At 45.0% G+C, this 14,571-nt stretch carries 14 protein-coding genes; 5 read left to right on the top strand and 9 right to left on the bottom strand.

From position 1 onward, the window contains the following. Positions 1-413 precede the first annotated feature (413 nt). The gene (locus ACJJIS_RS10580) at positions 414-842 is read right to left on the bottom strand and encodes a hypothetical protein (RefSeq protein ID WP_475710238.1); all 429 of its coding nucleotides are present in this window, start codon (positions 840-842) and stop codon (positions 414-416) included. Between the two features lie 516 nt (positions 843-1,358). On the opposite strand from ACJJIS_RS10580, the gene ACJJIS_RS10575 reads away from it, so the two are divergent. Then, entirely contained in the window at positions 1,359-2,252 is an 894-nt protein-coding gene (locus ACJJIS_RS10575) for an enoyl-CoA hydratase/isomerase family protein (protein ID WP_475710237.1), read from the top strand. 239 nt (positions 2,253-2,491) lie between these two features. On the opposite strand, the gene ACJJIS_RS10570 is transcribed toward ACJJIS_RS10575, so the two are convergent. Together ACJJIS_RS10570 and ACJJIS_RS10565 are read right to left on the bottom strand one after the other, a co-directional pair. Continuing rightward, positions 2,492-3,058, bottom strand: a complete 567-nt coding sequence (locus tag ACJJIS_RS10570; protein ID WP_475710236.1) for a carboxymuconolactone decarboxylase family protein — start codon at positions 3,056-3,058, stop codon at positions 2,492-2,494. Between the two features lie 108 nt (positions 3,059-3,166). Beyond that, positions 3,167-3,829 carry a peroxiredoxin-like family protein gene (locus ACJJIS_RS10565; protein WP_475710235.1) on the bottom strand — a complete coding sequence of 221 codons (663 nt, stop codon included), beginning with the start codon at positions 3,827-3,829 and terminating at the stop codon, positions 3,167-3,169. Positions 3,830-4,031: 202 nt separating this feature from the next. Between ACJJIS_RS10565 and ACJJIS_RS10560 the strand changes: the two genes are divergently transcribed. Then, positions 4,032-4,925: a LysR family transcriptional regulator gene (locus tag ACJJIS_RS10560; RefSeq protein WP_444886208.1), complete on the top strand. Its 894-nt coding sequence runs from the start codon at positions 4,032-4,034 to the stop codon at positions 4,923-4,925. 119 nt (positions 4,926-5,044) lie between these two features. Here the strand turns inward: ACJJIS_RS10560 and ACJJIS_RS10555 are convergent, their stop codons facing one another. Further along, on the bottom strand, positions 5,045-5,941 hold the full coding sequence (locus ACJJIS_RS10555) for a TlpA family protein disulfide reductase (RefSeq protein ID WP_475710234.1): 897 nt from the start codon (positions 5,939-5,941) through the stop codon (positions 5,045-5,047). A 1,912-nt stretch (positions 5,942-7,853) separates the two neighbouring features. Between ACJJIS_RS10555 and ACJJIS_RS10550 the strand changes: the two genes are divergently transcribed. From ACJJIS_RS10550 to ACJJIS_RS10540, 3 genes are all read left to right on the top strand, one after another. Continuing rightward, positions 7,854-9,278: a serine hydrolase domain-containing protein gene (locus tag ACJJIS_RS10550; protein WP_475710233.1), complete on the top strand. Its 1,425-nt coding sequence runs from the start codon at positions 7,854-7,856 to the stop codon at positions 9,276-9,278. Positions 9,279-9,888: 610 nt separating this feature from the next. After that, positions 9,889-10,878, top strand: a complete 990-nt coding sequence (locus ACJJIS_RS10545) for a hypothetical protein (protein ID WP_475710232.1) — start codon at positions 9,889-9,891, stop codon at positions 10,876-10,878. Between the two features lie 516 nt (positions 10,879-11,394). Next, positions 11,395-11,802, top strand: coding sequence for a DUF427 domain-containing protein (locus ACJJIS_RS10540; RefSeq protein WP_444897352.1), 408 nt, complete (start codon positions 11,395-11,397; stop codon positions 11,800-11,802). Between the two features lie 76 nt (positions 11,803-11,878). On the opposite strand, the gene ACJJIS_RS10535 is transcribed toward ACJJIS_RS10540, so the two are convergent. From ACJJIS_RS10535 to ACJJIS_RS10515, 5 genes are all read right to left on the bottom strand, one after another. Beyond that, the gene (locus ACJJIS_RS10535; RefSeq protein ID WP_445354192.1) at positions 11,879-12,430 is read right to left on the bottom strand and encodes a dihydrofolate reductase family protein; all 552 of its coding nucleotides are present in this window, start codon (positions 12,428-12,430) and stop codon (positions 11,879-11,881) included. A 164-nt stretch (positions 12,431-12,594) separates the two neighbouring features. Next, entirely contained in the window at positions 12,595-13,077 is a 483-nt protein-coding gene (locus ACJJIS_RS10530) for a VOC family protein (protein ID WP_475710231.1), read from the bottom strand. Positions 13,078-13,307: 230 nt separating this feature from the next. After that, positions 13,308-13,547 (bottom strand): dihydrofolate reductase family protein, encoded by a 240-nt coding sequence (locus ACJJIS_RS10525; RefSeq protein WP_475710349.1) that lies wholly within the window; start codon positions 13,545-13,547, stop codon positions 13,308-13,310. Next, positions 13,496-13,957: a dihydrofolate reductase family protein gene (locus tag ACJJIS_RS10520; RefSeq protein ID WP_445354195.1), complete on the bottom strand. Its 462-nt coding sequence runs from the start codon at positions 13,955-13,957 to the stop codon at positions 13,496-13,498. Before ACJJIS_RS10520 ends, ACJJIS_RS10525 begins: the two co-directional genes overlap by 52 nt. A gap of 105 nt (positions 13,958-14,062) precedes the next feature. Continuing rightward, on the bottom strand, positions 14,063-14,536 hold the full coding sequence (locus ACJJIS_RS10515) for an SRPBCC family protein (RefSeq protein ID WP_475710230.1): 474 nt from the start codon (positions 14,534-14,536) through the stop codon (positions 14,063-14,065). Positions 14,537-14,571: the final 35 nt, after the last annotated feature.

Below are 14,571 nucleotides of genomic sequence, written 5' to 3'. Positions count from 1 at the left end.
AGGCTAACACTGGCGCTTCCGCGGGGTGAAAGAGTTGGTTGGATTGAGGGGTTGAAAAACCGCTTTTGCTGTGCCGTTTGTGTATCATTTCGCCTTGGTCCGTGGTGGAGTCCAAGCGACATTATGCGCCTCTAGTTTGCCTGACACAATTGATGGAGATCAGAAAATAGCCGTTAAAAAACGGTCAGCAATCGGGGCATCTCCAAGTTGTTAGAGATGATTAGCCTCTATATTTAATCGTATTTGGGAGTCAACACAGTTAAAAAAATTCTCCTAAATGTTTCAACTATACATATTTAGTCTTGATTTGAATCATTTCGATATTGCTAACTTTAGAGAGAACTTCATTGGAGAGGGTCAAAATATATTAATAGAGTATATTTGGCGTGTGAGGCTCACAAGGAAATGTCAAATTAAAGGGGCCATTCCTTCAGTATATCACTGGTAATATACTGGCCAGGCTCATACTTACTTAGAAATCTTTTGAAATCCATCCCAAGCTTTCCCGGCGAGGATTTGGACATCGAATCTAAGTCTTTCAGTACAAAGCCTACCTTCACAGCCCCTTCGATATTAGCTTGGTACTTAGTCAGCACGGCATTCCAGAGGAAGGAAATAGGACGAGCCCATTCTCGCAAATTGCCGCTATAAGATAAAGGTACAAACTTCCCGCTAGAGTCAAGTATCCAACCATCTTTTGCTTTTGATCGCCGATTCTCCAGAGTGACAAATGTCTGCTCGTCCAAAAAACGAGCCCCTAATGCTTTGAAGCTACTCTTTGTGTGCACTGTAATTTTTCCATTTAAAAAGCACACCACAGGAAATCTAATAACAGGACCCATTTATTATCCTCAATTAATTGCCCTTTCCAATGCACGCTTAAATTCGAATGAGCCACTTTGCCGTTGAGTCTCATGCGTTTGGGTGAGTCGTGCCATCCCTATTTCGTTATGAGCTATTTGACACTGTGTCACAGTCGATTGTCCTCTAGGTACTTTAGCGCAACACTTAATGCTTCATCAGGCTTTGTATTGATATCTGGCTGGATTTTATATACTAGCTCGTCACGTATCTAGGTTGACAACCCTATTGGCGGCGCAATAATTCCCATTCCTCAGAAATTTGTAAGGTTTCCAAGTTTGATACAGGTGCTGAATCTAATCATTGCAGGAGGAAAAGCTCAGGATTTCATTGCATTAGCAAATAAAGTTTTATTAACTGTAAAGGGTTCATTTGTACTAATTTATTGCGGTATATGTTGATAAAATATTAATCGGCACCGGGATTAAATTCTCATTTGATGTATCAGGGTGGATTTTAAATATTACTTCGACGCCACATGATAAAGGTCTTATGACATGGAATATCATCATATTAAATACGAGCAAATTGGCCCTGTAGCCATCGTTACTTTTAACCGTCCAGAGGTTAAGAACTGTATTGGTACTCGCGCTCACCGTGAGCTGGTGGATGCATTCGATCGCTTTCGTACCGATGACGGAGCTAAAGTTGCGGTAATCACCGGTGCTGGCGATTCTGCATTTTGTGCAGGGGGTGATTTGAAAAGCAATCTTGCTGCAACCGAACCCACTAATCACCCCGATCCTGACGTGGCTGTTTTATGTCCTGTAGAGCCCGCTGATATTGCCCGGCATAACCGAGGAGAAGCTCCAGGCATTATAGGCCCATCCCGCTGGACCGATATTTATAAGCCTATCATTGCGGCTGTGAACGGAATTGCTTATGCGGGTGGCTTTGAGTGGGCATGTTTTGCCGATATGCGGATTGTAGAAGAACACGCATCCTTTGGAATGACTTGTCGTCGTTGGAATATCGGCTTAGCCGATGGTGGTACTCAGCGTTTGCCGCGTATTGTTGGTATGGGACGAGCGCTGGAGTTAATCATCACGGGAAAAGTTATTAATGCTGAAGAAGCTTATCGCATTGGGTTGGCCAACGAAGTGGTGCCAAAGGGAGCCGCATTAGGTCGTGCCGTTGAGTTAGCACAGTATATCTCTACCCTTCCCCAGCCAGCGATTCACTCTGATAAAGAAGCCGCCATTCGTGGTTATGGAAAGGATCTTGATGAAGGCCTACGAATTGAGGCTGAGTGCTTTAACCGATTATTCAGCGACTCTGAATCCAGAGCAGAGCTATCCGAAGGCTTGAGACGCTTTAACGAGCGCGATCATCCTGACCGAGTACGGGGACAAGCCAAAACACCCGGCATTGTTCGTAGCGAAATGGAGTAATTGCGACAAGCCAAAAGAAGGCTGTATTTAAGAGAATATATTGTTTAGGGGCTTAGATACCACGAATATATCTCGGACAATGTAGTAGAGGCCCATAGTGGCTATATGGGCCTAGCTATTTTGGTGAATCAGTGGGGTTCTTATCGTCACTTTTATGATCTGGACAGCCGCCCTCTTCCCAAGGCCCAGTTTTTATTAGACGCATGAATCGGATACATGTTGTTTATTTGCTGTTACGCTCAACCATTCGAATCCATATTCTTACTCCAAGCCATTGGCAAAAACGCATCATCGAGACTGACATTCAGATTGTGGGTAGAGTAATTCGAGAGTACTTTTAGGCTAGTTCCAACTATCACCTCTAGAACCGTCTCTTTCGTATAACCTGCTGCAAGAAACGCCTCAACTTCCTCTTCTGTAGCCCATCCACGTTTCTCATTGATAATGACACTGAATGCTCGGAGTGCTTCGAGTTTAGGGTCATCGAGTGTTTTACCGCTACGCAGAGCCTTGATTACATTTTCATCTACACCGGCCATTTTGCAAACGGCGGTATGCGCAGCCATGCAGTAGGTGCAACCGTTTAGACGGCTGTTTGTCATCAGGATTATCTCTCGCTCCGTTTCGCTCAAGCGAGATTTATCGAATAATCCCATAAGTGTTAGGTAGCTCTCTACCATTACAGGTGATTCGGCCATGGTTGCCATTAGATTGGGTACAAATCCCATTTTCTTTTTAGCGGCTTCTAGAGTTTGCTTAGAGGCTTCTGGAGCTGTTTCAATTGTGTAACGTGTAAAATTGACCATGAGTCTTACCATATAAGTTGGGTTTTACGGTGCTCGATATCGATTTACATTGAGTGCTTGCATCTCTTTGGCGCTAGTCAGCGCAAAAGAGGTGGAGGTGTTTACATACTATGCAGTTGTAAACTGACTCAGCTTTTCAAGTACGGGAAATAAGTCACTGGGTTCTGGGCGACGCGTATAGTCAGGATTCACCTCCGCATATGCGATTGTTCCATCGGTATCTATGACATATCTTGCTGGCATAGGTAAGTTCCACGCGCCGTCACGATGGATGGTCGGGAGTTCGACTTTGAACACCTTGTGGAACTCAATTACATAAGGTTGTAATGTCCAGCGGATACCAAGCTTTTCAGCAAGCTTTCCGCTTTGGTCAGTCAGAATTGGGAAGCTTAGCTTGTTATCTCTCTGAGATTTACGGCTTTCAGCGGGCCCTTGCATGGAAATAGCAACCAGGGTTGCGCCACGCGCTTTGATCTCTGCAGCAACTTCTTCTAACGCTTGCAGCTCAATATTGCAGTACGGGCACCACACGCCTCGATAGAACGTTAGAATAACGGGCCCTTTGGCAAGGAGTTCTTCCAGGACAAGGTCGTTACCGTCTGAATCTGGCAATGTAAAGTATGGGACTTTCTCCCCTACTTTAATCGAACGTTCAACTTGGCCACTAGCAGCCAATTCCTTGGATGATCTGGCAAAGGCTTCAAATGCTCCTTCCGGGGCCTGTTGCTTAAATACTTCTTTGAAAGCATCTAGTTTGTCTTGAAGAGACATAACCTATTCCTCTAATGGTTTAAAGTTTGGAAGCGCGAGCTTTGGGTAAGCCTTCGATGGACCAAGAGGCGATGTACTTAACTCTCCAATTGGCCTCTATGCAGGTACTTACGCCAAACCACTATTGGGAAGGTTAGTTACTTTGATTTGTGCTATAAACATGCTATTTTGAAACTCATTGTATCCATTAGGGACACAATCTGTGTTTCAACAAGCCCATTTGAACGAAATAGTCGTATTTATTGCCGTAGCCGAACACGGAAGCTTTACAAAGGCGGCGGCATCATTGAACTCAACCAAATCAGGCGCTGGTAAGGCAGTTAAGAAGCTTGAGGAGGAATTGGGTCTTAAGCTATTCAACAGAACCACACGAAGTATCAGGCTGACAGAAGAAGGCAAAATATTTCTAGATGCCGCAAAACATGCGTTAGAAACAATCAATGAGGCCAGGCTTTTGCTGCATGCCAGGAAGGATGAGCCTGCCGGACGATTGCGTATCAATTTGCCAATAGGCATAGGCCGAAATATTGTCAGTGCTTTAAAGGGGTTTACGCAGTTGCATCCCAAGGTTACGGTTGAGGTTTCTCTTTCAGATAGCCTGGAGGACGCTATTAAAGGTGAATGGGATGTCGTTGTTAGAATTGGCGAACTAGAAGATAGTTCTTTTATCGCAAAAACATTATGTGGATCTAGACGTATCTTGTGCGCTTCGCCTGAATATCTTTCGCAGAAAGGTAAACCTAAGAATTTGGAGGAGTTAAGAGAGCATGATGCTCTTGTTTTCAGAGCGCCTACAGGAAAAGTAAGAGCCTGGTCATTTCGAGAAAATGATGACTCAATTACTGAATTCTCCCCTTCCCCGCTGGCAATTTTTAGAGATGGGCGAACACTGATAGATGCAGTAGTCGCTGGTATGGGTATTGCTCAGGTATATGATACTGCTCTCGGTTCTTCTATTCAGACTGGCGAAGTTATTGAGTTGTTTCCTGAGAAAGTAGTACCCGGTCCACCGGTTAGTGCACTGATTCCCAGTGGTAGAGCGATGCCTGCGAAAACGAGAGTTTTTATCGATTTTCTACAAAGCGTGCTGGATTAGGAGTTAGGGTGTCAGGTGAAATCGCAGAATAATTTCATCAAGAGAACCCCCCTCTCTAGTTCTAGAAAGGGGGAGATTGGTTGACGAAAACCTACTGGTTGTTAAGTTTGGGCCTTTCGCTAAGCAATGCTTTTAAAGGTTGGTTTGTCCTTTTCTAGCTGTGGTGCTGAGTCAGCAAAAACATGCAGGAAAGTCGTAGGATTTGGGCGTCTGCGATAATTATCGGTCTCATCTCCGAATAGAACCTTGCCACCTTCGTCCAGTGCTATCACCGTAGCCATAACAGTATCCTTAGGGTACCCAGGCATTCCTGCAGGAGAACCGCCAATATCTTCAATGCCTAAGGCTTTAGCACCCATTAGGTTGTCATCTTGAAGAATTTCAAAATGACCAGGCAGGTCAAGCTTGTCGGCTAACTTCCTTGAGTTGTCGTAGCCTTGGTTAGAGATAAACTTTACCTTCACATCATATTGCTTAAGTGTCTCAGCATACTTCTTCACTTCTTTTAACTGGTTCATACAAAATGGGCACCAGTTGGCTCTAAAGAACACTAATAGTGTTTTAGATTCGTCAAAAGAGGTGGAAGACACACTTGTTTTATCTAATCGATTAAAGTTCATTTCAGGCAGTTTTTGGCCTTTTGATATAGCTTTACTCTTTTTACGGTTGTAGACGGAGAATGACCAGATATACCAGTGAAGGGATACGAAGCCCAGGGCAGCAGCTGCAATAGGAATGTACTGAGGCAAGGACATTGGAGCCTGGTTCGAATAAGTTGAATAAGCAACCAGTGCAACTCCTAAAAAGTTAACGGCTTGAATAACTGGCAGCCTTTCTGATGTTCTTGAAATGCTGAACACATTTGTCAGAATCATCAAGAAAAATGGTAAAGGCAAGGTCGCTAAAAGTGCGCCGACCCAAACCGGATCGCCGCCAGACATATAGATCATGATGCCGGACCCTACTCCGCCAAGCATGTTTAATAGAATCATTGGTAAAATAAGTTTTGCTTTCATTTCAGGCTCCTGAAGCGTTGAGTTAATGTCCAAAACTTGCGATCTATCCTAGTACATCACATTGACTCAATAATTAGTTCAAATAGAGAAACAATGTTGCGAAAACGGATACAATTGGATTTATTTTATCGATCTATTTGTCGTGGCTGGCATGAGTAACTTACACTCAGTTCTAGCAGGAATTTAGTATTTCTTAACAAATAAGGGAACTAGTAAGCTGGAGGAAGGTGTAAAAAAGTAGACAAGATCAGATCACATCTGACAGATCGTCTTGATTAAGAAGGGTTTACCGGTTTTGATGAAAGTGCCTAAACCTAAAAGCAAAACCAAGGATAAACCCCATGATCCATACTAATGATCGCATCATCAAACATTAACTGCTAGGTGATTTCGATTGCAATACCACTCCAAACGTAACTATGCCTTCCAGCGTTTTGATGACGCAACGTTCGCCATCCAATATCAGACCTCCAAACTGGTTGAGCTTCATTCGGGTTATAATATTTGACTGTGGACCCATCCTTGGCTACCAGGATATTATGGAAACCCATTTCATGAGCAGACCCAGGGGAAGGGCCTCGAAACATCATAAAAGCGCAATTGTAATAGGTGTCGGTAAGCAAGTTCCTCGGCATTCCCCCATTACTAGCTGGCTGTATGAGATTTGTAAACAACGAATTATAATCAACTCTATTGGCCGGCTGCGCGAATTGAAGGCACATGTCTTTCTGGGTCGCGTCATATAAAATCCGACTGGTACGCCCAGGGCACTGGGTATTCACATAGTTTCGCACACGCATCGGCGAACTATTGTTGGCCGCCACTAAGGGATGGTCGGCACCGTTTGGCATCGGAGGTAGGTCCCCATTCTGCCATTTGATAGCGCGCCACAGAGTGTCTTCCACAAAACTCTGTGGCCTTGGCGCACGGAGATCAAATCCTGACACTGCGATCTCGGTGCAGTGAGCGGCGCAAGAATTACCGTTCTGACTCGGTAAAGTTTTAAGATTCAACATCAAAATTTCCTTTTTCGTTGTGCTTGACAGTGAGAGTAGTGAGTCCAATGTACCAATTTGATAGGCAGTAATATATAAAATGGAGTGAAAAATAATATTACGAGTTATTACGTAACCAGCAGTAAAACCGCGTACTTCCCTTTCCTGATTTAAGGGCCATTTTTTCAATGCCACTTTCAAAGGACTTCGAGACTGAAGCAGCTCTGTCTGAGTAACAACACAGAGATATAAATTCTTAAATCAATCGCTATAGCAGTTCTACGGTCGTTAGTAACCATAGAGGTTTTATTAATAAAAAAGGGTAATGTTTTAGTCAGTGTTTTAACCTCTGCGACCTTGGCATAATCGTATAAATTTAATAATGCCGTTAGGAAGGGCTATAGATGTTTGATGTGACCCCATACACTCCAAACTATTTTTTTATTTATAGATAACGCAGAAGACGGGCCCTTAACTATTCGGGCCATCCTAATCTTCCATCTATGACAGTTGCCAGCTGGAGAATAGCATCATAAGGACGAGGTTTTCAGGAGTGTAAACTCGCTTTCCGTCAGTGCCTTCACACTACCAATAACCTAATATTTTCTATCAAACTCATTTCAGAATTTTTATAAACGTGCTTTACTAGTGTAAAAAGCTCGGTTATCCCCTGAGCCTCTTTATTCAGCATCACAGGTTATTGGCAGTAGTTCTTTTTGAGGATCTAACTGTTCTAACTTTACTGGTTGCTCCACCAGCTCCATAGTTCTGCTTATCCTCCATTAGGCTCCGTTTGCCCAAAATGCGTTTATCTCTGTTAGTGATCAGCGTATCTATCACAAGAACTTTTATGCCTTTCTGATAGTCAAAGTTTACCAACTAAATTCTGGAAAGTTTTTGAATAGGTGTTGACTGCCATGGAACGACGTGATTTCGCAAAATTAATTCTTGGGGCTACCTCTGTATTTGCTGTCCCTCGACCACTCATCGCTTTAGATGCTTTATCAAGTCATCCAGTGAATGATGATGACGAGTTTCAACGTCTCATTCGGCATCGTATTCTTAAGCAACACGCGGCACATGCAGCAGTTGCAGGTACCCTAAATTTTTCTGATCGTCGAATTTTTACTGTCCGAGTGCCTGAAGCCAAGGATACTTATCAACTAGGGGACGATACGATTTTTGAAATTGCGTCGTTAACTAAGATATTTACGGCCTTGCTATTGGCTGTTGAAGTTGTACATAAGAGAGTGAAACTCGATGATCCTCTCCAGGATTACGTACCAGCCAGTGTAAAAGCTCCAACTTTTGAAGGGCAACAAATCACTCTCGCCGACCTGGCTACCCATGCTGCTTCTCTTCCTCTAAGACCAAATAATCTTGCTGCATCGGCGCCCGATGCGCCCAATAAGTACGCTGGTTACTCCTTTGAGCAGCTCTATGGTGGCTTGCCAAGCTATCATCTGAAAGCTAGCCCGGGTACTCAATTCAGCTATTCAAACCTGGCTTTTGGGCTCTTAGGTCAAGGACTTGCTTTGAAGGAAGGCCGCTCTTTTGCAACGATACTGCGAGAGCGTGTGACGGGACCTTTAGGGCTAAGTGATACCACTATAGAGGATGATCCCAAGAAGTCTACTCGGCGAGCTCAAGGCCATGACTTCTATCTCAGCCCGATCGGCCCAACAAGCGATGGGGTGCTCTCGCCGGCTGGCGGTTTACGATCTACAGCCAGAGATCTCCTCACACTTCTAGACTTGTTTATCAACGGTCGAGGCCCTAAGGATTTGATTGCAGCATCGCGGCTAATGCTGTCAATTGATAGGCCGGGAGGCAGTGATATCACTCGTATGGCCCTGGGTTGGCGCAGGACAACCACTAATGGAGAGACTTACTATTGGTCCAATGGTAGCAGTGATGGATCGCGTACATTTATGGGTTTTAACCCAGCGCGGAGAGCGGGTGTTGTTGCCTTGGCAGATACTGCCAGCGGCGAAGGTCTGGATGATATTGGCCATCACTTCTTGAACCCCGAGCAGACGGTATCTACTAAGGTTGTCCCTGTCCCAGATTTCATCACTTTACCAGAGGAGGTGCTTTTGAGAGGTGTCGGGCGCTATGGGCACGGAACAGATGATATTGTCGAAATCAGCCGCGGCTATACAGGTCTTATAGTTTCAGCGGAATATGGAGAATTCGTAATTCGACCGCAATCGTCCACAATCTATGCATCGAAGATGGTTCCAGGGTTGACTATAGAGTTTGAGGAGAGCGATACGAGCCCTGCCCGCTCGTTTACTCTTCGTCAAGGTGGAAAAGCTTATTCCTATAAACGACTGCCCTAGTTTGAATAGTCGGTTAATTACTACTGGGGTTGAAGAAAATAATACACCGCACTCGAGACACGCTGTTAATACATCCTTGTAAGCTCCTAATCGGCACCCATGCTTCATAGGGTCCGAAGCGCGGTGTATTTTTCCTTCTCCCATTTTAGTAATTACAACCTAGGGGAATATTGGGCGAAACAGTTTTAACTTATTGATAAATTGAGATTTTTTATATCAGTCATGTCACTGCTGCAAATTGATTCATCAATACCACATCTTAATTGTGGCTGGATTAGGCAGGGTTTGGTAGTGGCAGGCGCTCAGTAATTACTAGCCCAGTCCAAAATCAGCAAAAATCAGTTAAAGTGACTCGAAATACTGCGAACTGCCTCAATCCCTCCGCAATATTAATCTATGAGTAATTTCCAGAAGAATTATTGCAAAACACATTAGGGAATTTTAATCCGAGGTGGATTGTTAAGAAGTGCTATTCCTGAATGATTTTAAGAATATTAATGTACAGTCGTGCTAAGTAATATTATATATTCTATTTTGCTCTGGTTTGGCATCAGAGCAAAAACAGTGGATTCCATCGCTGAAAGTAGCAGGAAAAGGCAGGAGAATAATTATGACAAAAATAGTGAGCCGCAGTATCAACCGGGAAGTGAGTTTTACCGTGTTGGTAGAGGATAATTCGCCGATACTTTTTCAAACGAAGGTCAAAAAATCACTCGAAAACTGGCTGGATGAAGCACAGACTATCTTAAAACGAGCGATAGATATGTGCACTGTAGCGATTACATACCCTGATAAGGTTCCTGATAAATTTAAAAATTTAGTCTCCTACTACTTCGGCCTTCCTATGGATTGCCCGCCACAAAGATATTCAAATTGTGTAAATGCGATACTTCAAAAACTCAGTAAAACCCAGATAGGCTTGAGTAATGATGTGGAGTGTGCGGATGTAAAAATGATGCCCACCTTGTGTAAGGTTCAATGCTCTACCATATCGACGATAGGATATCCATTTGGTATTGAGGACCCTTCGAAAAATGCGGCCGGGTTTGTGTTTGTGCCCCTTACGGAAAGTTGGGGCAGATCAATTTCAAACTTCTGTAAGTTGTCATGGGCTGGTGGAGGGCAACTTAAGGGGGGGAGCTTTATGAAGCCCAATCAAAACCCTATCTGCTTGAGTTTTAGTAAAATTTGGGAGAAAGGTGAGGTATTCTGCATTGTTACTCTGATCCATGAAGGAACACATAAATATGCGCAAACCGTGGATCATAAATATTTCAATGATGAAGGCATCGCGGATAAATTGGATAAAGCTATTAGTGAAGGTGGCGCTATATGGATGAAGTTCCATCAGGACAATGGTAAAACCCATGAACAAGCATTCAAGCTTGTTGTACAGCAGGCATTCAATCAGTTACGCGGACAAGATGCAGCGGCAACTCTTATGGCAGAGCTCACTGAGGTGAAAGCGGTGGAAAATGCGGACTCAGTGGCATGGTTTGCGTATGACGTAGCACAATTACCCTCTGAGCAGGAAGTTGGGAGAGTTATAACAGGAATGGTAGGTAAACGAAAAGTACACCCAAGCCTACTTAATCATTAAAGGAAAACCCAGGGGGCAGTCGAATTAATAGAGACGATTACGTTTCATGCAATTTGGGGTCCTATCCCGAAATCAGAGAACTGTCCCCAGGGCCCAAGGATTTCTATATTTGGGGTGTAGATGCTCGGGCCAATGCGTGAGTGGTGAAGGATTGGTTGATACTGGTCACCACTTCCCGTACGCCGAGTACACGGTAACAATTTACACTGTTACTACCTAGGATTTTATCGCTGGAATTGGAGAGGTACTTTAGGGAGTTGGCTAACGCGTGCGATGCAGTTGTTACCATCAAAATCAGTTGTGACCATGCCAACCCTATTGTTTCAACGGGATCTGGAAAGTTCGTAATTCGGCGGCAATCGTCCACAATTTATGCATCGAAGGTCGTATCAGCGCTAACTATTGAGTCCAAGTGAGGGGACATGAAGGCTCGCTGTTCGCTTACTCTTATAAGTGTGTATCTCTATTTGGATAAATGCGGCCCGCTAATCGCTAATACCTTGAAAGGAAAGATCAATGCCCTATCCAGAAGTTACGATGTCTAGTAACACAATCCACAACCCGAAAGAACCCCGACACCTTATGCGCGCCAAGATTGTGCCTAGGACAGTGCGTGTGCGTCGTGGTGGCAAGGTGATTGCCGAGAGTAGTAATGCTTTGAGAGTTACAGAACTCGCAAAAGATATGCTCGACCCCGTATTCTATTTCCCAAAAGAAGATGTTCTCGCTCCCCTCTCCCTTATAGAGGGAAAGACAAGCTATTGCCCACTGAAAGGAGATGCCAGCTACTTCTCAATCGATGATAGCGGAGAAGCTATTGCATGGGCCTATGAAGCTGCTTTTGACTTTGCCGGGGTGATCAACGGGCGTATTGCCTTCTATCCAGATCAAGTGGCAATCGAAGAAGTTGGAACTTCATCATGACCCTCTTCCTATAGACTCTTTTAGGTTAATGATACAAACCATGCCTAGAACCTGGTTGCACTAACACTCCGCCCTTTTATAGGCACTTGTAGCGAAGGACTAGTCCGCCCGTTTCAAGGGTATCTGCCCGCATCAGCTCAAAATTTTTCTGGATACCGTCAGGTTTGAAGAGAGGTGAGCCAGCTCCTAGTACGATAGGTGCTAGGCATATCCGGTACTCGTCTACTAGACCTTCTCTGAGCAGAGTAGCTACAAGATTCGAACTACCAAATACGAAGATATCCCTCTTCCCGGTCTCTTTTTTCAGCGCGCGAACATGTTCGGCCGCCTCGCCTTTCAGTAGACGAGTATTTGACCAATTGGCGTTTTCTAGCGTGCGAGAGATGACGGCTTTTTCAAGCGAGTTCATCATGTCCGCAATCGCCCCAGTTTCGTTTTGCCAATAATCGGCCATCCCTTTATAGGTGCGACATCCGAATAGCAAGGTGCCGATTTCATCACCCTGTCGAAGAGAGAAGGCTTCTAATTCGTCGCCCCACACTGTTGCGTGATGGTCCAATGACCATGGGGCGGTGCCTTCAAAGCAGCCGTCCAACGACATCACATTCCAAACCACTAACCGTCTCACAATCTGATCCTCATATATTTGTCTCTTGCATTGTCTGTTGGGACTGAGCTTGACGAGGGCAGTGTCACTTAGCTTGTTGAGGTGTTGTGCCAGTAGCTCAGGGTTGACGAGGGGATTTGCTCATGCCCGGTATAAATACTCTTTCGCGATATCTCTCTGTTACTTCAAACCGAATTTGTAGCAGCTTGAATTGTCGCAATATCGATCTTTCTCATGGTCATCATCGCGGTGAAGGCGCGCTTTGCCTTGTTACGGTCGGGATTCGTTGTAAGATCGAGTAGCAGTTTTGGCGTAATTTGCCACGAGTGACCCCAGCGATCCTTACACCAACCGCAGGCGCTCTCTTGCCCACCGTTATCCACAATCGCATTCCAGTAACGGTCAGTTTCCTCCTGGTTTTCGGTGATAACCATGAAACTAACCGATTCATTCGGAGTTAGATTTGGACCGCCATTCAGACCTATAAACTTGCGCCCAAGGACAGTCAATTCAACGGTTAGCTCACTGCCCTCATGGCCACCGGGGTAGTCGATGGCGGCCGCATTAATGCGGTCGACATGGCTGTTAGGAAAAGTTGCTGCATAGAATTCCGCCGCTTTCTTTGCTTCGCCGTAGTCGAACCAAAGACAGGTAACGAGTTCTGTCATTTTGATATCTCCTCGGGATTTAAACGGGTCGAATACTTACTCTGCTGAAAGGCTCTGGCATTGATAGTTATGTCGGGACATCTGGTGGGCGTTCCAGATCTGATCTTACTGCCGAGCGTATCGGCACAATGTGCGCAGCTTCCCTTGAATACCAAGTCAGTGATGGGCTCCATAACTTTCGAGTTCCTATCTCTGCTTATCTATCCCAAATTGCGCTTATACTGCCGGCCCTACTCTCGTTGCAGGGAGAAATTTCCAGTCGTGATACTTCCGCCTCGAACATAGGTCACACAAATTACACCGCTATCTGTCGTCATGGCTTGCTGTACATGGAACGCTGTAGGGATCACACCTGAACCGAAAAGGCGTTTTCCGTTACCCAGGACCAAAGGAAAAATCAGTAATTTGAACTGATCAATTAGGTCCGCTTTGAGTAGAGTTTGAATAAAGTCAGCACTGCCTGGAACCAACAAATCAGGGCCATTGCTAGCCTTGATTGCACGAAGCCTTGAGATTGGGTCATCCCCCAGCCACTCGCTGCCTTCCCAGGTAAACTCAGGTCTCGTGCGAGAAGCCACGTATCGTGTTGTACCGTCGATTTTTTGATCAGCTGGATTTCACTTTCATCAACACCCTCAGGCGGAGGGTCAGCAGCAACTTTTGGCCAATGTGCAGCGAAAATATTGTGAGTCCGATGGCCAAGTAGTAACTCAAATGGCGCTGCGAACACATTGCCCATGAATTCACCAACACCTTCATCAAAATAGGAAGCTACCCATCCACCAAGCTCAAAGCCCCCTGAAGAGTCCTCTTCCGGGCCGCCAGGGGCCTGCATCACACCATCCAGGCTAATAAATGTGTTTACAATTATTTTTCGCACAAGTTCTTCCCTGTTGGTTCTATTGGCCCAAATGATGCTGCGGGTTGTACTTGGACTGTTACTCAATGGCTATTGAAGCCCGAAGAGAAGCAATATTGCCCTTTTCTATTCGGCTTCTACTTTTCTTGCTTCCATGTATGCAGTCAGATTAGAAAGAGCGCGCTGCCACCCATTGCTAGTTCCCTCGATTATTCCCGAGCCGACCAGGGAGGCGATTTGTATCGTTACCTTGAGTTCTGTCACGCTTTCACTATTGCCGATCTCCACGCTAATCAAAGAGATACTCAGTGGAGAGCCATCCGTAGTTACACGTTCGGTGAACAGAAGCCGATGTGGCCTTCTGATTTCGTAATAGTGTGTTTCAACCCTGAATCGCAGATCGTTACTTTGACCGCATCGATGTATGTCAATGCCTCCTTCGCGAAAGTCATTTTCGAGAAATTCAATTGTTTCATCTTCAGAAGGAGGCCCCCATATCGAGCGGGCTTGCGGGTCTTCCCATGCGGAAAATACCCGCTCTCTCGGTGCTTTGATCGTTCTACTGATCGATATGGTGTCGTGGGATAAATCTTGGCTCATGCGAATCCCTCTGCGATGTTTGCAAAGCGTGAACA

The organism is Microbulbifer maximicatervae (SeqCode) (assembly GCF_056231245.1).
This window is presented reverse-complemented; position numbering and strand designations above follow the sequence as displayed.

Coding starts and splice junctions, on each gene's coding strand:
- ACJJIS_RS10580 (WP_475710238.1), bottom strand. CDS start 842: ATGGGTCCTGTTATTAGATTTCCTGTGGTGTGCTTTTTAAATGGAAAA.
- ACJJIS_RS10550 (WP_475710233.1), top strand. CDS start 7,854: ATGGAACGACGTGATTTCGCAAAATTAATTCTTGGGGCTACCTCTGTA.
- ACJJIS_RS10565 (WP_475710235.1), bottom strand. CDS start 3,829: ATGTCTCTTCAAGACAAACTAGATGCTTTCAAAGAAGTATTTAAGCAA.
- ACJJIS_RS10530 (WP_475710231.1), bottom strand. CDS start 13,077: ATGACAGAACTCGTTACCTGTCTTTGGTTCGACTACGGCGAAGCAAAG.
- ACJJIS_RS10515 (WP_475710230.1), bottom strand. CDS start 14,536: ATGAGCCAAGATTTATCCCACGACACCATATCGATCAGTAGAACGATC.
- ACJJIS_RS10555 (WP_475710234.1), bottom strand. CDS start 5,941: ATGAAAGCAAAACTTATTTTACCAATGATTCTATTAAACATGCTTGGC.
- ACJJIS_RS10570 (WP_475710236.1), bottom strand. CDS start 3,058: ATGGTCAATTTTACACGTTACACAATTGAAACAGCTCCAGAAGCCTCT.
- ACJJIS_RS10545 (WP_475710232.1), top strand. CDS start 9,889: ATGACAAAAATAGTGAGCCGCAGTATCAACCGGGAAGTGAGTTTTACC.
- ACJJIS_RS10540 (WP_444897352.1), top strand. CDS start 11,395: ATGCCCTATCCAGAAGTTACGATGTCTAGTAACACAATCCACAACCCG.
- ACJJIS_RS10575 (WP_475710237.1), top strand. CDS start 1,359: ATGGAATATCATCATATTAAATACGAGCAAATTGGCCCTGTAGCCATC.